Below are 21,336 nucleotides of genomic sequence, written 5' to 3' on the forward strand. Positions count from 1 at the left end.
CGCCGCCCCCGGGAGGCGAGGCGGCCGACCCACCGCCCCCGGAAGACGAAACGGCCGACCCGCCGCCCCCGGGAGGCGAGGCGGCCGACCCACCGCCCCCGGAAGACGAAACGGCCGACCCGCCGCCCCCGGGAGGCGAGGCGGCCGACCCACCGCCCCCGGAAGACGAAACGGCCGACCCACCGTCCCTGGAAGACGAAACGGCAGCCGCCCCGCCTTCCGGCGTCGCGGCGGCAGCCCCGTGCTCGGGAAAGGCGGTGGCCGCGAGGCCGTCCTCGGGGTCCCAGAAGGCGATCCGTCCATCGCGCGGGAGAGGCGCGGGCAGGAAGACGGCCGCGAGCCGGACGGGGACGGACGGAGTGGCTGCCTCCGGCCGCGTCGCCTCGTCCCGCTCCCCCGCTCGACCGGTGGCCATCGTGCCCACCACGGCCATGTCGCTCATACGTCCTGTCACCTCCCGCCCGCGTGCCCGATCAGATGTCTTCGACTTTACGGGCGGGGTCTGACAATCGGCCCCGGCGCCCTGCCGGGGCCCGGTCGGCGACGCCTGTGCGCGGTCTAGGGAACCGTGCGCGAGACGACGTACACCATCGGGTAGTCCGGGTCGTCCATGTTCACCACGACGTCCTGGGTGGGCGCCGGATTCCGCTGCTCGTTGACGAGGCCGTACCAGGCTCCCGACCCGCCGAACTCCCAGCCGGTGACCCGCTGGGCGCGGTCGCTGATGGCGATCTTGCCGCTCTCCAGTGCGTCCCGGTCGACGCCCAGCCCCGCCAGGAAGGCGTCCAGGCCGGCGTTGGTGGTCTCGAACTGGACGTAGAGGCGACTGGTCTTCCAGTTGTTCGTCTCGTAGTAGGCGACCTCTTCGGACGGGACCGGGACGGGCACCTCGTAGACCCGGCGCTGCAGTTTGGACGGCCAGCCCTCGGTCATGCCGGTCGCCGCGTACTTCGCCTCCTTCTCCCGGCCGCTGTCGCGGCTCTGGTTGGCGGAGATCATGAGGTAGCCGGCCGGGATGCCGATGAGCAGCACGATGATGAGCAGGGTGAGCGACCGGCGGCGGATCCTGTGCCGGCGGTCCTCCACCGGACGCCTGGGCCCGTCCGGGGGCCCGGCCTGGTGGGGCAGGGAATCCGTCACAGCGACTCCCGGGGCGTGCGGCGGGCCTCCGCGTACCGCTCGTAGCGCTCGTACCGCTCCACCCGGCGCCGTTTGGCGCGGCGGAATCTGCGGGCGACCAGCCGGGACAGGTCGGCGGCGCCCACCATGCCGGCCTCGGGGCCGAGCTGGGCGCGGACGATGCGGGCCTCGGGGCGGTAGCCGCGGCCGGTGAGCTGGCGCTTGAAGGCGTCGCGCGCGGGGCCGATCAGCAGGTCGTCGGCGGCGCTGACCCCGCCGCCGATCACGAAGCAGGACGGGTCGAGGGCCGCGGCGAGGTTCGCGATGCCGACGCCGAGCCACTGGCCGATGTCCTGGAGCAGTTCGATGCACATGGCGTCGCCGTCGCGGGCCAGCTCGGTGATCATCGGGCCGGTGATGTCGCCGATGCTGCCCTTGACGTGCTCGATGATCCCGTACGCCACCGGCGAGTCGGCGGCGGCCAGTTCGCGGGCCTCCCTGACCAGGGCGTTGCCGGAGCTGTACTGCTCCCAGCAGCCGCGGTTGCCGCACGGGCAGCGGTGGCCGCCGGGGACGACCTGCATGTGGCCGAACTCTCCGGCGACCCCGTACTTGCCGCGCTTGACCTGCCCGTCCTCCAGGATCGCGCCGCCGATTCCGGTGCCGAGCGTGATCATGACCAGGTGGTCCTCGCCGCGGCCGGCGCCGAAGCGCCACTCGGCCCAGGCGGCGGTGTTGGCGTCGTTGTCCACCAGGACGGGCACGGCGAGACGGCCGGCGATGCGGTCGCGCAGCGGTTCGTTGCGCCAGGACAGGTGGGGGGCGAACAGCACGCGGTTGCGGTCGGCGTCGACCCAGCCGGCCGCGCCGATGCCGACGGCGTGCACGTCGTGCCGGTCGGAGAGGTCCAGCACCAGTTCGACGATGGTGTCCTCGACCACCTTGGGGCTCTTGGACTTGTCCGGGGTCTCCGTGCGGAGCTTCTCCAGGATGTTGCCGTCGGCGTCGACGACGCCCGCCATGACTTTCGTGCCGCCGATGTCGATGCCGACCGTCGGCACGCGGGGTGCCGTGAGGTGCGAGCGGCGTTCCCTCGTGCCCACGGTGCGCAGGACCGGGGCGCGGCGGGAGCCGATGGGGGCGGTGAAGTCGCGGTAGGTGCTCATCGGGTGCGATTGTGCCGCACGCTCACGCTGGGTGCCGAATGGACAGGGGGTGGGTGGAAGCGGTTCGTTACCGGGTGCGGGTTCGTTGTGGCTGGTCGCGCCGTTCCCCGCGCCCCTAGCTGCGTTCCAGTTCGTGGCGTAGATCGTCCAGCTCCGTTCCGCCCGCCATCTGCCGCGTCAGCTCGTCCAGGGTGATGTCCTCGCGCTCGTGGTTGCCCACCATCGTGCCGCGTTTCAGCAGGACGAACCGGTCGCCCACCAGGTACGCGTGATGCGGGTTGTGGGTGATCAAGACAACACCCAGGCCCTGGTCACGTGCCGCCGCCACGTACTTCAGGACGACGCCGGACTGCTTCACGCCCAGTGCCGCCGTCGGCTCGTCGAGCACCAGCACCTTCGCGCCGAAGTGCACCGCGCGGGCGATCGCCACGCACTGGCGCTCGCCGCCGGAGAGGGTGCCGATGGGCTGGTCTACGTCGCGGAGGTCGATGCCCATGCGCAGGAGTTCGGCGCGGGTCGTGCGGCGCATGTGGTCGACGTACATGCGCTTGAAGGGGGCGACACCCTTGCGCGGCTCCGAACCGAGGAAGAAGTTGCGCCAGACCGGCATGAGGGGGACGACGGCCAGGTCCTGGTAGACGGTGGCGATGCCGCGGTCCAGTGCCTCGCGCGGGGAGGAGAGGCGGGTCTCCTCGCCGTCGATGCTCAGGGTGCCGCCGTCGTGCTGGTGCAGACCGGCGATGATCTTGATGAGCGTCGACTTGCCGGCGCCGTTGTCGCCCAGCACGCAGGTGATCTCGCCCGCGTGGACCTCCAGGGACACGCCTTCGAGGGCGCGGACGTTGCCGTAGTTCTTGCTGACGCCGGACAGCTCGACGAGCGCCGTACGTGCTTCCGTCCCGGTCACTTGGTGGCCTCCGCGCGCTTGCGGACCCAGGCGTTGAGCAGGGTCGCGAGGAGCAGCATCGCTCCGAGGAAGAACTTGAACCAGTCGGGGTTCCACTCGGCGAAGACGATGCCCTTGCTGGTCATGCCGAAGATGAACGCGCCGACCGCCGAGCCGACGGCGCTGCCGTAGCCGCCGGTGATCAGGCAGCCGCCGATGACGGCCGCGATGATGTAGATCAGCTCGTTGCCGACGCCCTCGCCGGACTGGACGACGTCGTAGGAGAAGAGCAGGTGCTGGCCGGAGATCCAGGCGCCGAGACCGACGCCCATGTAGAGGCCGATCTTGGTCTTGGTCACCGGGACGCCGACCGCGCGGGCGGCGTCCTTGTTGCCGCCGACCGCGAAGATCCAGTTGCCGGCGCGGGTGCGCAGCAGGATCCAACTGGCGACGGCGACCAGGGCGAGCCACCACAGGATGGTGACCTTGAAGCCGACGCCGCCGATGGTGAGCGTGGAGGCGAAGATCTCACGGGCGGAGGGGAAGCCCTCCATGTCGGCGATCGTCTTGGTGGAGACGGTGCCGTCGATCAGCTTGGTGAAGCCCAGGTTCAGGCCGGTCAGCATCAGGAAGGTGCCGAGCGTGATGATGAAGCTGGGCAGCTTGGTGCGGGTGAGCATGAAGCCGTTGAAGGCGCCGATCGCCAGGGTGACCAGCAGGGAGACGCCGACGCCGACCCAGACGTTGGCGGTCATCTGGTAGCTGAACATCGACGACACCAGCGCCGACGAGGTGACCATGACGCCCGCGGACAGGTCGAACTCACCGCCGATCATCAGCAGCGCCACCGGGACGGCCATGATGCCGATCGTGGAGGCGGCGTAGAGGACCGTGCTGAGGCTGGTGGCGCGCAGGAAGCTGTCGGCGAAGAACGCGAAGAAGACGAAGACGGCGATCGCGCCGACCACGGAGCCCAGCTCGGGACGGCCCAGGAGTTTCCGCAGCGGAGAGGTCTGCAGAATCCTTTCGTCAGCGGTCGCCACGTCCGTGCCCGCGCTCATCGGGTGCCCCGCCTGGTGTAGTCGGCCAGCTCGGCGGCGTCGTCCTTGGTGATGATCTGCGGACCGGTGAGCACCGGCCGGCCGCCGCCGAGGACGTCGGCGTTGTACTTGTACAGCCACAGCAGGTCGACCGCCTCGTAGCCCTGGAGGTAGGGCTGCTGGTCGACGGCGAAGCCGAGGGTGCCGTCCTCCAGTCCGGCGGCCACCTTGGCGTTGAGGTCGAAGGTGTCGATCTCGGCCTTGCTGCCCGCGCCCTGCTTGGCCTTCACCGCGGTGTCGGCGTAGGGGGCGCCCAGGGTGACGACCGCGTCGACCGACTTGTCGGTCTGGAGCTTGGCCTCGATGGCGGACTGCACGTCCGGCATGCTGGTGCCGTTGACGTAGAGCCGCTGGATCTTGCCGTCGAAGGTCTTCTCGACGCCGTCGCAGCGCTGCTCGTGACCGACGTTGCCCTGCTCGTGCAGCACGCAGATCGCCTGCTCGCGGCCCCGCTCGTTCAGTTCCTCGCCGACCGCCTCGCCGGCGATCGTCTCGTCCTGCCCGATGTGCGTGAGGGCGCCGAACTTCTTGGACTCCTCGGAGCCGGAGTTCACGGTGATCACGGGGATGCCCGCCTTCTGGGCACGGGCCAGGGCGGACTTCATGGCGGCGGGTTTGGCCAGCGTGACGATGATCCCGTCGACCTTCTTGTCGATGGCCGCGTTCACGAGCTGCGCCTGCTGCTGGCCCTCGTCGTCCTGGGAGTACAGGAAGTTGATGTTGTCCTTCACCGCGGCCTGCTCGGCGCCGCTCTGGACGATGTCCCAGAACGAGTCGCCATCACCCGAGTGAGTGATCATCGCGAAGGTCCAGCGGGGCGTGTTCACCGCCGCCTTCCCCTGGGCCGACGCGGCCTTGCGGGCATCCTCGGCGCGCTTGCCGCCAGTACTGCTGCACCCGGCCAGGGACACCGACAGTGCCCCTGCCAGCGCTATGCCCACCCATGTCCGAAACCGTGCCACGAGGCCGTGCCCTTCTTGCTGTGCCGTGCTGTGCGTGCCGGGGCTCCGCGGGAACCCGGCCGGGTTCTCGAAACCCCAAACGCCCCATTGTCCGACATGGCAATCGATCACTCGGCGCCGGGGAGCAGGCGTCGGTCACATTGTCCGGACATTGGCACGAACTCGCACGGCGAGCCGCACGGGAATCACCCGGCGCCCCCGGGCCGGCGGTCGGCGCAGGTCAGGACCGTACGAGTAGCTGGAACTCGAAGGAGTAGCGGGACGGCCGGTAGGTGTGCGTGCCGAGCTCGACCGCGCGTCCCGTGTCGTCGAAGGTCGTGCGCTCCATGGTGAGCAGGGGGGCGCCCTCGTCCTCGCCGAGCCGCTCGGCCTCGTCGGCGGTGGCGGCGCGGGCGCCGATGGACTGGCGGGCGCTGTGCAGCGTTATCCCGGCGGCGCGCATCAGCCGGTACAGGCCGGTGGCCTCCAGTTGCGCGGTGTCCAGGTCGACGAGACCGGGCGGCAGGTGGTTGCACAGGTACGCCATCGGCTCTCCGTGCGTCAGCCGCAGCCGCTCCACCCGGTGCACGTCGCTCTCCTCGGCGACGCCGAGCGCGGCGGCGACCTCGGCGGTCGCGGGGACGACGGTGTTGACCAGGACCTTCGTGGCCGGGCGCTGGCCCGCCGCCTCCAGGTCGTCGTAGAGACTGCTGAGCTCGAGCGGGCGCTTGACCTTGCTGTGCACGACCTGGGTGCCGACGCCCCGACGGCGCACCAGCAGGCCCTTGTCGACGAGCGACTGGATGGCCTGGCGGACGGTGGGCCGGGACAGGCCGAGCCGCGCGGCCAGCTCGATCTCGTTGCCCAGCAGGCTGCCGGGGGTCAGCGCGCCGTGCTCGATCGCCGCCTCCAGCTGCTGCGACAGCTGGAAGTACAGCGGCACGGGGCTGCTGCGATCCACGCTGAGGTCCAGCGACACGGTGGGGTCCACTTCTGGTTTCGGCACGGGCCGAGCGTAGCTCCGTGCGCTGTTGACGGGAAGTTGTGTAGTTCGATTGTCCGGACATACGCATTGACAGCGCACGGGCTGTGAGCCCACTTTGATTCCATGCGCATCGGGGTCATCGGAACGGGCCGCATCGGTACCGTTCACGCCAACACGCTCAGCCGTCATCGCGACGTCGGATCCCTGATCCTCACGGACGCCGACATCGCGCGTGCCCAGGACCTGGCCCACCGGCTGGGCGAGACGGCGGCACCAGGAGTGGACGAGATCTTCCAGTGGGGCGTGGACGCCGTGGTGATCACCACGGCGACGCCGGCCCACGCCGAACTGATCGGTCGGGCAGCACGTTCGGGTTTACCGGTGTTCTGCGAGAAGCCCATCGCCCTGGACCTGCCCGGCACGCTGCAGGCCATCGCCGAGGTGGAAGCCGCCGGGACGATCCTGCAGATGGGGTTCCAGCGCCGCTTCGACACCGGCTACACGGGGGCCCGTGAGGCGGTACGGTCCGGGCGGCTCGGCCGGCTGCACACCGTCCGGGCGGTGACCAGCGACCAGGAGCCGCCGCCGGCCGCGTATCTGCCGCAGTCCGGCGGGCTCTACCGGGACACCCTCATCCACGACTTCGACATCCTGCGCTGGGTGACCGGCCGGGAGATCACCGACGTGTACGCCGCCGGGTCCGACGCCGGGCCGCCGATGTTCCGCGCCGCGGACGACGTGGACACGGGCGCGGCGCTCCTCACGCTGGACGACGGCACACTGGCCACGGTGACGGCGACGCGGCTGAACGGCGCGGGGTACGACGTGCGCATGGAGCTGGCCGGGGAGCTGGACCAGATCGTCGTGGGCCTGGACGACCGTACGCCGATCGCCTCGACGGAGCCCACCGGGCCGCCGGCCGCGGACAAACCGTGGACCGGCTTCGTGGAGCGGTTCGGTCCGGCCTACGAGACGGAACTGACCACGTTCGTCGAGGTCGTGCGCGGCGAGCGGGCCAATCCGTGCGACGGGCGCGAGGCGCTTCAGGCGCTGCGGATCGCCGAGGCCTGTGAGAGCTCCCGGCGCGAGCGCAGACCGGTGCGGCTGGCGGAGATCCCGGGGGCCGAGGCGTCCGTGGCGGGATGAGCGGTTCGTGAGCGGGTTCGTGAGGGGGTTCCTGCGGAAGCCGTCGGCGGACTCCGGCTCCCCGGGCCGAGCACGCGGCAACGCCGACGCCCGTGTCTTCGGCTAGGGGGTGTCCTCCCCGTCCTCGTCCAGCAGCCCCGCGTCGTAGACCAGCAGGGCCACCTGGACCCGGTTGTTGAGGTCGAGCTTGGCCAGGATGCGTGAGACGTGGGTCTTGACGGTGGCGACGCTCATGAAGAGTTCCGCCGCGATGGCGGCGTTGGCCAGGCCCCGGCCGACCGCGACGGCCACCTCGCGCTCACGGTCGTTGAGGGCGGCGACGCGCGTACGCGCGCGCGTGCGCCTGGTGTCGGCGGCGGTACCGGCCGCGTGCTCCATCAGCCGCCGGGTCACGGCGGGCGACAGGACGGGGTCGCCCGCCGCCACCTTGCGCACCGCGTCGAGGATCTCCGCGGGCGGGGTGTCCTTGAGGACGAAGCCGGCGGCGCCCACGCGCAGGGCGCGCAGCACCTGCTCGTCCGCGTGGAAGGTGGTGAGCACGACCACCTGCGGGGCGTCCGGGCGGCCCCGCAGCCGCTCGGTGGCCGTCAGTCCGTCCACCACCGGCATCCGGATGTCCATGAGGACGACGTCCGGGCGGGTGCGGTCGACGAGCGCCTCGACCTCGTCACCGTCGGCGGCCTCGCCGACGATCTCGACGTCTTCCGCGCCGCCCAGCATGAAGGAGAGCCCGGCCCGCACCAGCGGGTCGTCGTCGACGAGGAGCAGTCTGATCGCAGTCATGGCCCTTACGAAACCACGGTTGCCGGCAGGCGAGTCGGGTCCTCCGGCGACTGCGGTCACTTCGGAGGCTTCGGGGGCTTCGGCGACGGCCGTCGTCCGTTCGCCGGCTCCCGGCTCACCCCCACGGCAGCCGTGCCCGCACCTCGAAGCCGCCCTCGGGCGTGGGGCCGTGCTCCAGGGTGCCGCCCGCGAGCGTGGCGCGCTCGGTCAGCCCGATCAGGCCCTGCCCGGAGCCGGGCACGTGGGGCGCCTCGCCCTCGGGCGGGGCGTTGCGCACGGACATGGCGAGACCGTCGCCCGGGGCCCCGGTGACGGAGACGGTGACCTCGGTGCCGGGGGCGTGCTTGCGCGCGTTGGTCAGGGCCTCCTGGGCGATGCGGTAGGCGGTGCGGCCGACGGAGGCGGGCACGGCGGCGGGGTCGGTGACCCGGCCGGCGAGGGCGACCTTCATGCCGGCCTCCCGGGACTCGGCGACCAGCGCTTCCAGTGCCGCGAGCGTCGGCTGGGGGCGGCCCGCGTCGTCGGACTCCCCGGCCCGCAGGACGCCGATGATCTCCCGCAGGTCCTGGAGGGCATCGTGCGCGCTCTCGCGGATGACACCGGCCGCCCGCGCCACGTCCTCGCGGGGTGCGTCGGGCCGGAACTCCAGGGCGCCCGCGTGCACGCTGAGCAGTGTCAGCCGGTGCGCGAGGACGTCGTGCATCTCACGGGCGATGGCCTCCCGGGCCAGCCGTTGCGCCTGCTCGGCCCGCAACCGCGCCTCCGTCTCCGCGCGTCGGGCCCGGTCGTGGAGGCTGAGCAGGAGCTGGCGCTTGGACCGGACGAGCAGGCCCCAGCCGATGACCGCGACGGCGAGCAGCAAGGCGATGACGAGCGACGCCAAGTAGGGCAGGCCGGGTTCCGGGCGCATCCAGTAGTACAGGGGGACCAGGGCGAGGCTCGCGCCGCCGGTCCAGGCCACGTACCGGAAGGGGCGGTGTACGGCGAGGGTGAACAGGGAGGCGAGGACGGCGCCTCCCGCGGTGGCCGAGACGAGGGAGACGGGCAGCATCGCCACGGCCAGCCCGACCGGCCACCGGCGCCGGAGCCACACGGCGGCGCAGGCCAGGGCGCCGACCACCTGGTCGGCGACCTCCATGGCCGGTGAGAGGTCCGGCTCGTCCTGGAGCGTGTCGGCGGCCAGCAGACCGATGACGACCGCGAGCAGGAAGCACGTGAAGTCGACGATCCAGTCGCGCGCGGTGCGCCGGGGCCGCCCGCCGGGCCGCCGCGATTCCGGGTACAGGTCCTCGACCAGCGCCGCCGGCAGCACCCAGCGCCGCCTCGCGAAGGCGGGGGGTGTCGTGGCCTGCTTGTCACTGTTCACAGTCGACAAATCTACGCAGCGACGGCGACGGTGACGGCCGGCAGGACGGGATCACCGACCAAAGTCGCGGGACCGGAGACTTTCGGCGCGCCGGGTCGCACAGGACGGCGCCTTTCGTCGGGCAGGGCTCGCCCCGCGGCCGATGTGCGTGGGGGGACCGCGGGGCGAGAGTCGGGGTCATGAAGGAATTGCTGGAGTTCCTGGGCCTGATGGCCGTGATTCAGGGTGTGGCGGGCCTGGTGCACGAGTTCACCGACTGGAACTGGGGCCTGGTGCAGCGGATCGGTCCCCTCGATGGCTACGAGGTCTACGCGAGTGTCGCGCTGCTCGCTCTCGGCGGCGCGCTGTTCGCCGCCGCCGAGAGCCGTAAGTCAGGGTGAGCCCAGGCCCCGGCCCCGGCCCCGGACGGCGGACCCGGTGGTCGACGCCCTCAGCAGCCGTAGTCGACGAGGTCGAACGAGGCGTAGTGGTCGGCCGTGTAGTAGTCCTCCTGGGAGGCGTCGCCGGTGACGATCCGGCGGGCGCCGCGCGTGTCGGAGCCGGGGGTGATCACCGTGTACTCGTGGTAGTAGCCGGTGGACCGGCTGGGCAGGATGCCCTCCCTGTTCTGGAAGACCGTGCCGTCCTGTTCGAAGGGGTAGGGGCCGCCCTGCTCGATCAGGTCGAGCGTGTCGTGCGCCTGCGAGGGCAGGTCGCTGTAGCAGATGTCGCCGACCGCCGCGGGGGCGGCGCCGGCCGTGGTCGCGGAGACGGTGCCGCCCACGAGAAGGGCGGACAGGACTGCGGCTGCCGCGCCGAGCCGAGCGGCGCGTGGGGGGAATCGCATGACCTCATGATGACGCGCGTAGACAGTGGCATGTCAATGACAAGGTCGTGGAGTTTACCGGGAAGTCATATGTGTTTTCGGCGAGTTCACAGCTCGTACGAGCCGTACTCGGGACGCCCGGCCAGGTCGTACGACTGGATGGAGACGCCCGCGGCCGTCACCCGCCCGCCGGTGTGCCGGAAGGCCGTCGGCAGGGCGCCCTCCGCGAAGAGGCGGCGGCCCGCACCGAGCACCACGGGGAAGGTCAGCAGGTGGACGGTGTCGACGAGGTCGAGCGCCAGCAGCGAACCCGCGAGGGCTCCGCTGCCGTGCACCTGAAGCTCCCCGTCGGTGCGCTCCTTCAGCGCCGTGACCTCCTTGGCCAGGTCGCCGCCGAGCACGGTCGTGCCCGCCCAGCCGGGGTCGGTGAGGGTGGTGGAGGCGACGTACTTCGGCAGACCGTTCAGCTTGGACGCGACGGGGTCGGCCGGGTCGGTCATCTTGGGCCAGTACGAGGCGAAGATGTCGTACGTGCGGCGGCCGAGGAGGAACGCGCCGACGCGGCCGAAGACCTCGTCGACGAACCGGCCGAAGTCCTCGTCGCCGTACGGAACGCTCCAGCCGCCCTGCTCGAAGCCGTCGCGGGTGTCCTCCCGGGGCCCGCCGGGGGCCTGGTAGACGCCGTCGAGTGTGAGAAACGTGGTGAGTACGAGCTTGCCCATGACGGGTGCCTTCCGGTGCCGTGGTCTTCACTGTCATCGGTTCAGACCGCGCCGGCGCCCGTAACTCATCGGTCAGGTCGACGTCCGTTCGCCGCCAGCGCGCGGGGGCCCGGCCCGCTGGGATGGACCCATGAACACGAACACGGAAACACTTGCTCACCCTTCGGCACCTCTGACCGGCCGGACCGCCCTGGTGACGGGCGGCAGTCGCGGTATCGGCGCGGCGACCGCGCTGCGGCTGGCGAGGGAGGGCGCCGATGTGGCCCTCACCTATGTGAACGGCAAGGACGCGGCCGAGGACGTCGTACGGGCCGTCGAGGCACTGGGGCGACGGGCGGTGGCGCTGCGGGCGGACTCCGCCGACGCCGACGAGGCGGCCGGGGTGGTGGAGCGGGCGGCACAGGCGCTCGGCGGACGCCTCGACGTGCTGGTCAACAACGTGGGCGTGGGCCTGCTCGGCCCGCTGGAGGGGCTGTCGCTCGCCGACGTCGACCGGCTGCTGGCCGTGAACGTGCGCGGGGTCTTCCTGACCTCGCAGGCGGCCGCGTCCCACATGACCGAGGGCGGCCGGATCATCACGATCGGCACCTGCATGACCCAGCGGGTGCCCGGACCGGGCGGGACGCTCTACGCGACGAGCAAGTCGGCGCTGATCGGGCTGACCAAGGCCCTGGCCAGGGAGCTGGGTCCGCGGGGGATCACGGCCAACATCGTCCACCCCGGGCCGATCGACACCGACATGAACCCGGCGGACGGCCCCTACGCCGGCGGGCAGGCGGCCATGACGGCGCTGGGCCGCTTCGGCACGGCGGACGAGGTCGCGTCGACGGTGGCGTACCTGGCGGCCGCCTCGTACGTCACGGGCGCGGAGTTCGCGGTGGACGGCGGGCACGCGGCGTAAGCGGCGGATCCGCTGCGGGGACGGCACCGGCGTGGGTGACGCGCTCGTCGGCGGACACACGCGCGGGGCGCACCGGTGCTGTCACACACGCGGGGCGCACCGGTGCTGTCCAGCCGGTGCGCCCCGCGGGTCTTGGAGGGCCGGCCGCCCCGTTCCGGTGGGGCGGCCGGTCCGTTCGTGGGTCGGCCGCCCCGTTCGGCAGGCGGCCGGTCCGTCTACTGGGTCAGCCGCCGAGTTCCTGGTGGCGGGCGGCCAGGTGGGTGGCGCCGTCCTCCGTCAGCGAGCCGAACAGGCGCAGGCGGGAGATGCCGCCGTCGGGGAAGATGTCCACGCGCGCGTGGGTGCCGACGGCCGCCTCGGGCAGGACGAAGCGGTGGTTGGTGTCGGGCTGCATGCGGGTGCGCGGCAGCACCTCGCGCCACTCGCCGGACTCGCCGTCCTTCACGGACACCGACGCCCAGCCGGCCGAGTTGCCCTTCAGGTAGGCCGTGTCGATCTCGATCGCGCGGATCTGGGCGCGGTCCACCAGCCGGTAGCGGATCCAGTCGTTGCCCTGGTCGCGGCGGCGGCGGGTCTCCCAGCCGTCGTCCATCTTGCGGGAGCGGCCCGGCTGGATGGTGTTGGTGGCCGGCGAGTAGAAGAGGTTGGAGGCGTCCTCGACCTGGCCGCCGTTCTCCAGGGCGACCACGTCGAAGGTGCCGAGGGCGGTGAGCCACGCCGGGTCCGGGACGACCTCGCCGTACACGCGCAGACGGGCGATGCCACCGTCCGGGTGCTGCTTGAGACGCAGGTGCGTGAAGCGCTGCTCGGCCGAGACGGCGAAGCCGTTGGCCGCGTGGCCGCCGACCGCGGTGCGCGGGACGAGGGTCGTCCACTTCACGTCGTCCGCGAGCAGTTCCTCCGGCGACGGGGAGCCGGCGACCGAGGCGCCCTCGACGGAGACCGCCTGCGGGTAGTTGCCGCGGAAGTGGGCCGTGTCGACGACGATGCCGCGGATCACGCCGGGGGCGCCGAGGCGGATCAGCGCCCAGTCGTGGTCGTCCTCGGTCGGCCAGGGCTGCTCGGCGGAGACGCCGCGGCGGCGGCGGGTCTCCCAGCCGTCCATGACCTTGCCCTTGTGCCCGAAGTGCTCGGGGTCGAACTCGGCGGGCTCGGGCACCAGCAGGTTCTCGCGCTGGGCGAAGAACTCGTCGTTGGCGGCGACGACACCCGCGCCGAGCTGCCGGTCGGCAAGATTGGCGTACTGGGTGAAGGGGAGGTCGGCGGTGCGGTAGTCCGCGTACGGGTCGCCGCCTCCGTAGGGGTTCGCGTCTCCGGTGAAGCTGGCCAACGAGGGGTTCTGCTGGGCCGTCACGGTGATCAGGTGTTCCTTTCGGGGTCGTTCGAGGTGAGCTGGATTCAGGGGGTCCGGACGGGCCAGGTCCGGGTGAGGAGCTGTCCCTTCGGCTCGGTGAACGCGCCGTCCGCCACGACGCGCTGTCCGCGCAGCCAGGTGGACTTCACGACGCCGTACAGGGTCTTGCCCGCGTACGCGGTGACGCGGTTGCGGTGCTGGAGGGCGGCCGGGTCGACGGTGAACGTCTCGTCGGGGGCGAGGACCGCGAAGTCGGCGTCGTGGCCGGCCGCGATGGCGCCCTTGCGTCCGTCGAGTCCCACCTGGCGTGCCGTGTTCGCGGACATCCAGCGCACGATGTCCTCCAGGCCGTGGCCGCGCTCACGGGCCTTGGTCCACATGGCCGGCAGGCTGAGCTGGAGGCCGGCGATGCCGCCCCAGGCGGTGGCGAAGTCGTCGGTCTTGAGGTCGGCGGTGGACGGCGAGTGGTCGGTGACCACGCAGTCGATCGTGCCGTCCGCCAGTGCCTGCCACAGCAGGTCCTGGTTGGCGGCCTCGCGGATCGGCGGGCAGCACTTGAACTCGCTGGCGCCGTCCGGCACTTCCTCGGCGGTGAGGGTGAGGTAGTGGGGGCACGTCTCGACGGTGACCTGTACGCCGTCGGCGCGGGCCTCGGCGATCAGCGGCAGGGCGTCGCTGGAGGACAGGTGGAGCACGTGCACGCGCGCGTTGAGCCGCTTGGCCTGCGCGAGGAGCGCGGCGATCGCGGTGTCCTCGGCGTCGCGCGGGCGGCTGGCGAGGAAGTGCGAGTACTTCGGGCCGCCCTGCTGCGGGGCCGCGGCCAGGTGGTGCGGGTCCTCGGCGTGCACGATCAGCAGGCCGTCGAAGGCCGCGATCTCCGCGAGGGACCGGGCGAGCTGCTCCTGGTCGAGGTGCGGGAACTCGTCCACGCCCGACGGCGACAGGAAGGCCTTGAAGCCGAAGACCCCGGCCTCGTGCAGCGGGCGCAGGTCCTTGACGTTGTCGGGCAGGGCGCCGCCCCAGAAGCCGACGTCGATGTGGGCCTTGTCGGCGGCGACCTCGCGCTTGGTGCGCAGGTTCTCGACCGTGGTGGTCGGCGGGATGGAGTTGAGCGGCATGTCGACGAGGGTGGTGATGCCGCCGGCCGCCGCGGCGCGGGTGGCGGTCCAGAAGCCCTCCCACTCGGTGCGGCCGGGGTCGTTCACGTGCACGTGGGTGTCGATCAGGCCGGGCAGCACGACGTGGTCGCCGACGTCCTCCAGCCGGGCGCCCGCCGGGACGGGGGCGTCGTACGGCAGGACGGCCGTGATCTTCTCCCCGGTCACCGCGATCGACGCGGCGCGTATCCCCTCGGGAGTGATGACGCGCGTCGAGCGCAGCACCAGTTCAGCTTCGGACACCCGAACCTCTCTCTCACCGATTTCAACGTTCTGTTGAAGAAGTCTTCATTCCCGGTTCCGCGCCGTCAAGAGGCACCCTTTGTGCGGGCATGCCCAGCGGGCTCACCCTGGACGTTTCCACAAAGCGGAATTAGAATTCCAGCAAGCAGAACGTAGCTACGTACAAGCCGGTAGTCAACCGGCCGCCGGGTACGCTTCTTTCCTCCCGCCAGCCCCGAAAGGAACGTGCCGTGCCGACGTCCAGCGCCAGCACCACCGACTCCGCCAGGTCCGCCACAGGCGGCGTCCAGTCCCTGGAGCGCGCCTTCGACCTGCTCGAACGGATGGCGGACGCGGGTGGCGAGGTCGGCCTGAGCGAGCTCTCCGCGAGCAGCGGCCTGCCGCTGCCGACCATCCACCGCCTGATGCGCACGCTCGTGGCCTGCGGGTACGTACGCCAGCAGCCCAACCGCCGCTACGCGCTCGGCCCCCGGCTGATCCGGCTCGGCGAGTCCGCCGCCCGGCTGCTCGGCACCTGGGCCCGCCCGCACCTGGCCCGCCTGGTCGAGGAGACCGGCGAGACGGCGAACATGGCGCTGCTCGACGGGGACGAGATCGTGTACGTCGCCCAGGTGCCGTCCAAGCACTCGATGCGCATGTTCACCGAGGTCGGCCGCCGCGTCCTGCCGCACTCCACGGGCGTCGGCAAGGCGCTGCTCGCGGACTTCCCGGCGGACGAGGTGCGGGCCCTGCTGGGCCGGACCGGCATGCCGGCCGCGACCGACAAGACGATCACCACGCCGGACGGCTTCATCGCGGCGCTGGCGGACGTGCGGCGCCAGGGGTACGCGATCGACGACAACGAGCAGGAGATCGGCGTCCGCTGCCTGGCCGTCTCCGTGCCGAACTCCCCCACCGCGGCGGCGATCTCGATCTCCGGCCCGGCCGGCCGGGTCACGGAGGCCGCGACCGAGCGGATGGTGCCGCTGCTCCAGCAGGTGGCGGCGGAGCTGTCGCAGGCCCTGCTCACCTCGAACGGCAACCCGGCGGCGTGACCCGCCCCCGCGTCGCGGGACTCAGCGGCGCGGGACTCAGCGGCGCGGGGGGTCGCCGAACAGTTCCACGGCGTGCCGGACCTCCGTCAGCCCCCGGGACAGGGCGCTGACGGAGCCGATCGCGCCGGCTATCAGCAGCAGGGCACGGTGCAGCCGCGGCACCTCGGGGACACCGTGGTTCGCCATCGCGGCAAGGTCGGCAAGTTCGTCCTCGGCGATGGCCCGGTCCGGGAAATCGGCAGGCAACAGGGCGAGCTGGCGGCGCAACCGGGACACCGCGGTCCGCAGTGCCGCCACCCTCACGTCCTCGTCACCCACGGTCACTTGCCTCTGCCCCAAGCTCCGCAACACAGCCCTCCCCCTCGCACCCCGTTGTGCGCCCCTACGTGATGATCGCGCCGAGCGCCCCTGACCACTGGTCGGGCGCCGGGGACGCGGGCCAGTAAACGCCACCCCGCACCGGACGCGCCACCGCGCGGACCGAATTTCAGTCTCCCGAAACCCGCGCACGCCGGAGCGTTTGGCGGGCGGTCAGGTATGCAGGACCCATGACGGAGAACGAAGACCAGGTAGCGGGGCTGCTGCTCGCCGCCGGGGGCGGGCGGCGACTCGGCGGACGCCCCAAGGCACTGCTCGAACACCGCGGACATCCACTCGTCGAACACGCGATCGCCGCGTTGCGCGCGGCCGGTTGCGCCCGCGTGCACGTCGTCCTGGGGGCGCGGGCCGAGACGGTACGCGCACGGGCGGCGCTCGACGGGTGCGTCGTCGTGGACAACCCCGACTGGGAGCAGGGCATGGGGTCGTCCCTGCGCGCCGGGCTCGACTCGCTGGCCGGGCCGGCCGGGGCCGGTCTGCGGGCCGCGCTGGTCTCACTGGTGGACCAGCCCGGCATCGGAGCGGAGGCGATGGCGCGGGTGCGCGCCGCCTACCGGGACGAGACATCGCTCGCCTCGGCGGCGTACGCGGGCGAGCGCGGGCATCCCGTCCTCCTCGGCGCCGCCCACTGGGCAGGCGTCTCGGCGACTGCCACCGAGGACCGGGGGGCACGCGCCTATCTGAGGGAACACGAGACGGACATCACGCTGGTGGAGTGCGCGGACGTGGCGCGGCCGTACGACATCGACACCGAGGCCGACCTGCGCCACCTTGAGTAAGGAGTGTGGCACTGGGCGCCACCTTCCCTCGACTCAGAGAATCTCGACATCAACAAACCATTGAAGTTCCACAATGAGGAAACTACTATCCACTGACCAGAAGCACTCGACCGCACAGCGAGTGCGCTATGCCCCATACGTGCCCGTTGGCACCCGGTGCCACCGCTGAAGGAAGTGACAGCTCATGTCCGCACCAGCGCCGTCCACGCTGGCCATCGTCGACGCCGAGCCCCTGCCCCGGCAGGAGGAGGTCCTCACCGATGCGGCGCTCGCCTTCGTGGCCGAGCTGCACCGGCGGTTCACGCCCCGGCGTGACGAACTCCTCGCCCGCCGTGCGGAGCGCCGCGCCGAGATCGCCCGCACCTCCACGCTCGACTTCCTCCCGGAGACCGCCGCCGTCCGCGCGGACGACTCCTGGAAGGTGGCCCCCGCTCCGGCCGCGCTGCAGGACCGCCGGGTCGAGATCACCGGCCCGACCGACCGCAAGATGACCATCAACGCCCTCAACTCGGGTGCGAAGGTCTGGCTCGCGGACTTCGAGGACGCCTCCGCACCGACCTGGGAGAACGTCGTCCTCGGCCAGCTCAACCTGGCCTCCGCCTACACGCGGAGCATCGACTTCACCGACGAGCGCACCGGCAAGTCGTACGCCCTGCGCCCGGACGAGGAACTGGCGACGGTCGTCATGCGCCCGCGCGGCTGGCACCTCGACGAGCGCCACCTCCAGGTCGACGGCCGGCCGGTCCCCGGCGCCCTGGTCGACTTCGGCCTGTACTTCTTCCACAACGCCCAGCGCCTGCTGGACCTCGGCAAGGGCCCGTACTTCTACCTCCCGAAGACGGAGTCGCACCTGGAGGCCCGCCTCTGGAACGAGGTCTTCGTCTTCGCGCAGGACTACGTCGGCATCCCGCAGGGGACCGTCCGCGCCACCGTCCTGATCGAGACGATCACGGCCGCGTACGAGATGGAGGAGATCCTCTACGAACTGCGCGACCACGCCTCCGGGTTGAACGCGGGCCGCTGGGACTACCTGTTCTCCATCGTCAAGAACTTCCGTGACGGTGGCGCCAAGTTCGTCCTCCCGGACCGCAACGCGGTGACGATGACCGCCCCGTTCATGCGCGCGTACACCGAGCTCCTCGTCCGCACCTGCCACAAGCGGGGCGCGCACGCGATCGGCGGCATGGCGGCGTTCATCCCGTCCCGCCGGGACGCCGAGGTCAACAAGGTGGCCTTCGAGAAGGTCCGCGCCGACAAGGACCGCGAGGCCGGCGACGGCTTCGACGGCTCCTGGGTCGCCCACCCCGACCTGGTCCCGATCGCCATGGAGTCCTTCGACAAGGTGCTCGGCGACCGGCCCAACCAGAAGGACCGGCTGCGCGAGGACGTCGACGTCAAGGCGGCCGACCTGATCGCCGTCGACTCCCTGGACGCCAAGCCGACGTACGCGGGCCTGGTCAACGCCGTGCAGGTCGGCATCCGCTACATCGAGGCGTGGCTGCGCGGCCTCGGTGCGGTCGCCATCTTCAACCTGATGGAGGACGCGGCCACCGCCGAGATCTCCCGCTCGCAGATCTGGCAGTGGATCAACGCGGAGGTCGTCCTCGACAACGGCGAGCAGGTCACCGCGGAGCTGGCCCGCAAGGTCGCCGCCGAGGAGCTGGCGAACATCCGCGCCGAGATCGGCGACGAGGCCTTCGCGGCCGGCAACTGGCAGCAGGCCCACGACCTGCTGCTGACCGTCTCCCTCGACGAGGACTACGCCGACTTCCTGACGCTGCCGGCGTACGAGCAGCTGAAGGGCTGACGCCCGGCCCCAGGAGAGCCCGTCCGCAGGAGAGCCCGTCCGCGCCCCCGGTACCGCACAGCACCGGGGGCGCGGACGCGTCTCAGCCCAGGTGCACGGACCAGTCCTGCTCGGCGGGCGGCTTGCCGTGCAGGTCGGGTACTCGCTTGAGCCAGTCGGGACGGCCCCGCCGGGTGCGCGCAGCACGGGCGGCGTTCTCGGCGGCGAGTTCCTCGCGGGTCGGGAAGTCGGTGGGCAGCCAGTCGCGGGAGGCCCGGACGCGCGCGTGCAGATAGCCGACGTAGGCGCCCCGGACCTCGTCCGGCGTGTCGAAGCCGGCCTCACAGGTAAGCCAGGCCTCCGGCACCCGCGCCACCACCTCGCGCAGCAGCTCCTCCGTCACCTTCGGCGCCAGTTCGGCGTCGGCGGCGCGGACGTCCGGCGCGTAGTGGCCGAGGGCGTGGTGGCGGAAGTCGTACGCCTTGTCCGGTGCGGAGGCGTCCCAGCGGTGGTGGAAGACGAGGGCCGCCCCGTGGTCGATGAGCCACAGGCGCGGGGGCGCGGTGCCGAAGGTCGGCCAGACCATCAGGTTGGAGCTGTGCACCGTGCGGTCGACGTTCACGGTGAGGGCGTCCAGCCAGACGACGCGCCCGGCCTCCTCCGCGTCCACCGGGAAGACTTCCGCGACCTCGGGCGTGAAGTCGGCGCCGCCCGACAGGTAGTCCATGCCGAGGTTGAGTCCCGCGCTGGCGTTCAGCAGGTCCCGCACCTCCTGGTGCGGTTCGTCGGCGGCGATCGACGGGTCGAAGTGGGCGAGCACCAACTCGGGCACCCGAAGCCCCAGCTCACGCGCCAGCTCGCCGACGACCACCTCGGCGACCAGCGCTTTGCGGCCCTGCGCGGAGCCGGTGAACTTCACGACGTAGGTGCCGAGGTCGTCGGCCTCGACGACTCCGGGGACGGAGCCGCCTGACGTCAGCGGGGTCACGTATCGAACAGCAGTCACGTCGCGCAGCACACCGGCCAGGGTAAGCCAGGCCGCTGACACTCACGCCCTGAGCAGAGGGTTGGGCAGCGGCCGGTACCGCGCGTCGGCGCCGTCCGCGCCCGTCCAGCGCAGCAGGAGGTTGGTCTTGCCCGGGAGGGTGGGCGAGGCGAGGAGGGCCGGGATCTCGGGCAGGTCGTGGCCGGCCAGGGCGTGGCGGGCGGCGGGCCACGGGTCGAGGCGGGGGTGGTACTCGGCCAGCGCGGCGGCGATCTCGCAGAGGTGGTTGACGACCAGGCAGTACACCAGCCGTTCCCAGCCGGCCGCCCGGGAGGTGTCCGGCAGCAGCTTGACGCCCTCGGCGTCCCGGAACAGGGCCTGTACCGGTGTGCCGCCCGCGTCCACGGCGACCAGCGTGTTCTGCAGGTGCGCCTCCAGGACGACGCCGTCGTCGGCGAAGGCGGTCAGCACGGGTGGGATGACCGCGGCCAGGTAGGCCTCCCACCAGGCCGCCGGGTCCGTGGCGCCCTCCAGCGGGCTGCCCGGGAAGCCCTCGACGAGTGCGGCGGCGAGCAGCGGGGTCGCGCCCGGCAGGACGCGGTCCCGCAGTCCGTCGCGGACCACGACGGCCAGTTCCTCGAAGGCGAAGTCCGCGGTGCGGTAGCCGCGGTCGCCGAGCCAGGCCGCCGGGGACCCGATGGCGGCGAAGGCCTCGGTGACCGCCGTGTCGGTGCGGCGCAGTCTCATCAGGTCGTGGCGCCACAGGCGGCGGATGTCGTTGGTGATGCGCACGTCGAGGCTGAACTTCAGGAACAGGTCGCGCCCCGGAAGGTACTCGGGGGCGTACACCGTGCGGATCGCGGCCGTCGGCCAGGTGGGGAAGCCGGTCGTGCCCAGCCGGAGGAGGCGGCCGTCGGCGATGGCCGGGGCCAGGGCGGTTCCGGCCAGGTCGAGCTGCCAGGGGTGGGCCGGGAGCAGCCGGTAGCCGGGCGGGGCCTCGCCCAGGGCGTCCAGGGCGGCGGTGTCGCCCTCGTCGACGACCGTGTCCTCGCGCACGCCGAGCAGCGGCAGCGTGAAACGGGCGTGTGCCTCGGGCGCGTACGGCAGCCAGCCCGCGTGCGGGCCACCGCCGCGCGCCTTGGGGGCGGGGTGGTGGGTGTGGCCGGTGAGCAGGGACTGCTCGGAGCGGAGATACGGGTCCTCGGGCGGGGTCGCCCGCGCGCGTGCCGTGAGCAGCGCGGCCACCGCGTCCCGGCTGTCGGTCATCTCGGTGGGCAGTTCGTGGTTGGGCAGACCCGTGTGCCGGCGCAGCTCCTCCGCGACGAGTTTCACCAGCTCGGTGTGGCCGACGCGGTGCCAGCCGTCCGCCGCGCGCACCTCCGGCTCGGCGGGTCGCCGGCCTCCGCGTACGCGCAGCAGTCTGCCGCCGGGCAGCCGGTACACCGGCCGGGTGCCGGGGCCCGGCAGCGGTTCGGCGACCTCGCGCAGCAGGCAGTTCAGCAGCGGCACCGCCGCATGGGCGTCGGCGCGTTCCGCGACGTCGTCCGGGGAGGCGGCGTCGGCGCCGGTGGGCGGGGGCAGGAGATCCACGCGTTCCACTCGTTCCCTACGGTCTGTCCATGGCGGAGATGGCGGGGACGATCAGTATGTCTGTCGTCGCCCGTGTGCCGTGACGTCCTACTCGTACCCGAGGAGCCCGC

General features: G+C 72.0%; 21 protein-coding genes. 6 read left to right on the forward strand and 15 right to left on the reverse strand.

The window, feature by feature from the left end:
- Positions 1 to 558 precede the first annotated feature (558 nt).
- The 6 genes from RI578_RS07460 to RI578_RS07485 form a co-directional block, all read right to left on the reverse strand.
- Positions 559 to 1,140, reverse strand: a complete 582-nt coding sequence (locus RI578_RS07460) for a sugar kinase (RefSeq protein ID WP_310870346.1) — start codon at positions 1,138 to 1,140, stop codon at positions 559 to 561.
- Positions 1,137 to 2,285: an ROK family glucokinase gene (locus tag RI578_RS07465; RefSeq protein WP_210961637.1), complete on the reverse strand. Its 1,149-nt coding sequence runs from the start codon at positions 2,283 to 2,285 to the stop codon at positions 1,137 to 1,139. Before RI578_RS07465 ends, RI578_RS07460 begins: the two co-directional genes overlap by 4 nt.
- 115 nt (positions 2,286 to 2,400) lie before the next feature.
- Complete coding sequence (locus RI578_RS07470) at positions 2,401 to 3,192, reverse strand: ATP-binding cassette domain-containing protein (protein WP_310870347.1); 792 nt, start codon at positions 3,190 to 3,192, stop codon at positions 2,401 to 2,403.
- Positions 3,189 to 4,232 (reverse strand): ABC transporter permease, encoded by a 1,044-nt coding sequence (locus tag RI578_RS07475; RefSeq protein ID WP_310870348.1) that lies wholly within the window; start codon positions 4,230 to 4,232, stop codon positions 3,189 to 3,191. Before RI578_RS07475 ends, RI578_RS07470 begins: the two co-directional genes overlap by 4 nt.
- Positions 4,229 to 5,233 (reverse strand): sugar ABC transporter substrate-binding protein, encoded by a 1,005-nt coding sequence (locus RI578_RS07480; protein ID WP_310870349.1) that lies wholly within the window; start codon positions 5,231 to 5,233, stop codon positions 4,229 to 4,231. The genes RI578_RS07475 and RI578_RS07480 overlap by 4 nt, the downstream gene beginning before the upstream one ends.
- A gap of 220 nt (positions 5,234 to 5,453) precedes the next feature.
- On the reverse strand, positions 5,454 to 6,191 hold the full coding sequence (locus RI578_RS07485; protein WP_310875695.1) for a myo-inositol degradation transcriptional regulator: 738 nt from the start codon (positions 6,189 to 6,191) through the stop codon (positions 5,454 to 5,456).
- Positions 6,192 to 6,320: 129 nt separating this feature from the next.
- Between RI578_RS07485 and RI578_RS07490 the strand changes: the two genes are divergently transcribed.
- Positions 6,321 to 7,343, forward strand: coding sequence for a Gfo/Idh/MocA family oxidoreductase (locus RI578_RS07490; RefSeq protein WP_310870350.1), 1,023 nt, complete (start codon positions 6,321 to 6,323; stop codon positions 7,341 to 7,343).
- A 102-nt stretch (positions 7,344 to 7,445) separates the two neighbouring features.
- Here RI578_RS07490 and RI578_RS07495 read toward each other — a convergent pair whose 3' ends face one another.
- Together RI578_RS07495 and RI578_RS07500 are read right to left on the reverse strand one after the other, a co-directional pair.
- Positions 7,446 to 8,126, reverse strand: a complete 681-nt coding sequence (locus tag RI578_RS07495; protein WP_310870351.1) for a response regulator transcription factor — start codon at positions 8,124 to 8,126, stop codon at positions 7,446 to 7,448.
- Between the two features lie 115 nt (positions 8,127 to 8,241).
- Positions 8,242 to 9,492: a histidine kinase gene (locus RI578_RS07500; protein ID WP_399059646.1), complete on the reverse strand. Its 1,251-nt coding sequence runs from the start codon at positions 9,490 to 9,492 to the stop codon at positions 8,242 to 8,244.
- A gap of 179 nt (positions 9,493 to 9,671) precedes the next feature.
- Between RI578_RS07500 and RI578_RS07505 the strand changes: the two genes are divergently transcribed.
- Positions 9,672 to 9,872: a hypothetical protein gene (locus RI578_RS07505; protein ID WP_310870353.1), complete on the forward strand. Its 201-nt coding sequence runs from the start codon at positions 9,672 to 9,674 to the stop codon at positions 9,870 to 9,872.
- A 50-nt stretch (positions 9,873 to 9,922) separates the two neighbouring features.
- On the opposite strand, the gene RI578_RS07510 is transcribed toward RI578_RS07505, so the two are convergent.
- Together RI578_RS07510 and RI578_RS07515 are read right to left on the reverse strand one after the other, a co-directional pair.
- On the reverse strand, positions 9,923 to 10,318 hold the full coding sequence (locus RI578_RS07510) for a ribonuclease domain-containing protein (protein ID WP_310870354.1): 396 nt from the start codon (positions 10,316 to 10,318) through the stop codon (positions 9,923 to 9,925).
- A gap of 86 nt (positions 10,319 to 10,404) precedes the next feature.
- A complete protein-coding gene (locus RI578_RS07515; protein WP_310870355.1) occupies positions 10,405 to 11,019 on the reverse strand; it encodes a dihydrofolate reductase family protein in 615 nt (204 codons plus the stop codon).
- A 130-nt stretch (positions 11,020 to 11,149) separates the two neighbouring features.
- Between RI578_RS07515 and RI578_RS07520 the strand changes: the two genes are divergently transcribed.
- Complete coding sequence (locus tag RI578_RS07520; RefSeq protein WP_310870356.1) at positions 11,150 to 11,920, forward strand: SDR family oxidoreductase; 771 nt, start codon at positions 11,150 to 11,152, stop codon at positions 11,918 to 11,920.
- 223 nt (positions 11,921 to 12,143) lie between these two features.
- On the opposite strand, the gene alc is transcribed toward RI578_RS07520, so the two are convergent.
- A complete protein-coding gene (gene alc, locus RI578_RS07525; RefSeq protein WP_310870357.1) occupies positions 12,144 to 13,274 on the reverse strand; it encodes an allantoicase in 1,131 nt (376 codons plus the stop codon).
- 44 nt (positions 13,275 to 13,318) lie between these two features.
- Positions 13,319 to 14,674 carry an allantoinase AllB gene (gene allB, locus RI578_RS07530; RefSeq protein WP_310870358.1) on the reverse strand — a complete coding sequence of 452 codons (1,356 nt, stop codon included), beginning with the start codon at positions 14,672 to 14,674 and terminating at the stop codon, positions 13,319 to 13,321.
- Between the two features lie 230 nt (positions 14,675 to 14,904).
- Here allB and allR point away from each other — a divergent pair, with 230 nt between their 5' ends.
- Positions 14,905 to 15,708 carry an allantoin degradation transcriptional regulator AllR gene (gene allR, locus RI578_RS07535; protein ID WP_310870359.1) on the forward strand — a complete coding sequence of 268 codons (804 nt, stop codon included), beginning with the start codon at positions 14,905 to 14,907 and terminating at the stop codon, positions 15,706 to 15,708.
- A 36-nt stretch (positions 15,709 to 15,744) separates the two neighbouring features.
- Here the strand turns inward: allR and RI578_RS07540 are convergent, their stop codons facing one another.
- Positions 15,745 to 16,059 (reverse strand): DUF5955 family protein, encoded by a 315-nt coding sequence (locus tag RI578_RS07540; RefSeq protein ID WP_310870360.1) that lies wholly within the window; start codon positions 16,057 to 16,059, stop codon positions 15,745 to 15,747.
- Positions 16,060 to 16,256: 197 nt separating this feature from the next.
- Between RI578_RS07540 and RI578_RS07545 the strand changes: the two genes are divergently transcribed.
- Together RI578_RS07545 and aceB are read left to right on the forward strand one after the other, a co-directional pair.
- A complete protein-coding gene (locus RI578_RS07545) occupies positions 16,257 to 16,865 on the forward strand; it encodes a nucleotidyltransferase family protein (RefSeq protein WP_310870361.1) in 609 nt (202 codons plus the stop codon).
- A gap of 184 nt (positions 16,866 to 17,049) precedes the next feature.
- Entirely contained in the window at positions 17,050 to 18,672 is a 1,623-nt protein-coding gene (gene aceB / locus RI578_RS07550; RefSeq protein ID WP_310870362.1) for a malate synthase A, read from the forward strand.
- A gap of 82 nt (positions 18,673 to 18,754) precedes the next feature.
- Here aceB and RI578_RS07555 read toward each other — a convergent pair whose 3' ends face one another.
- Complete coding sequence (locus RI578_RS07555) at positions 18,755 to 19,669, reverse strand: HipA family kinase (protein WP_310870363.1); 915 nt, start codon at positions 19,667 to 19,669, stop codon at positions 18,755 to 18,757.
- 30 nt (positions 19,670 to 19,699) lie between these two features.
- The gene (locus RI578_RS07560) at positions 19,700 to 21,235 is read right to left on the reverse strand and encodes an IucA/IucC family protein (protein ID WP_310870364.1); all 1,536 of its coding nucleotides are present in this window, start codon (positions 21,233 to 21,235) and stop codon (positions 19,700 to 19,702) included.
- Positions 21,236 to 21,336 lie beyond the last annotated feature (101 nt).

This window comes from Streptomyces sp. BB1-1-1 (genome assembly GCF_031597775.1).
GTDB lineage: Bacteria > Actinomycetota > Actinomycetes > Streptomycetales > Streptomycetaceae > Streptomyces > Streptomyces thinghirensis.

Excerpts from the sequence above, each read along its gene's own strand:
- RI578_RS07465 (WP_210961637.1), bottom strand. The coding sequence starts at position 2,285 with ATGAGCACCTACCGCGACTTCACCGCCCCCATCGGCTCCCGCCGCGCC.
- RI578_RS07475 (WP_310870348.1), bottom strand. The coding sequence starts at position 4,232 with ATGAGCGCGGGCACGGACGTGGCGACCGCTGACGAAAGGATTCTGCAG.
- RI578_RS07490 (WP_310870350.1), top strand. The coding sequence starts at position 6,321 with ATGCGCATCGGGGTCATCGGAACGGGCCGCATCGGTACCGTTCACGCC.
- RI578_RS07495 (WP_310870351.1), bottom strand. The coding sequence starts at position 8,126 with ATGACTGCGATCAGACTGCTCCTCGTCGACGACGACCCGCTGGTGCGG.
- RI578_RS07505 (WP_310870353.1), top strand. The coding sequence starts at position 9,672 with ATGAAGGAATTGCTGGAGTTCCTGGGCCTGATGGCCGTGATTCAGGGT.
- RI578_RS07510 (WP_310870354.1), bottom strand. The coding sequence starts at position 10,318 with ATGCGATTCCCCCCACGCGCCGCTCGGCTCGGCGCGGCAGCCGCAGTC.
- RI578_RS07515 (WP_310870355.1), bottom strand. The coding sequence starts at position 11,019 with ATGGGCAAGCTCGTACTCACCACGTTTCTCACACTCGACGGCGTCTAC.
- RI578_RS07520 (WP_310870356.1), top strand. The coding sequence starts at position 11,150 with ATGAACACGAACACGGAAACACTTGCTCACCCTTCGGCACCTCTGACC.
- RI578_RS07545 (WP_310870361.1), top strand. The coding sequence starts at position 16,257 with ATGACGGAGAACGAAGACCAGGTAGCGGGGCTGCTGCTCGCCGCCGGG.
- aceB (WP_310870362.1), top strand. The coding sequence starts at position 17,050 with ATGTCCGCACCAGCGCCGTCCACGCTGGCCATCGTCGACGCCGAGCCC.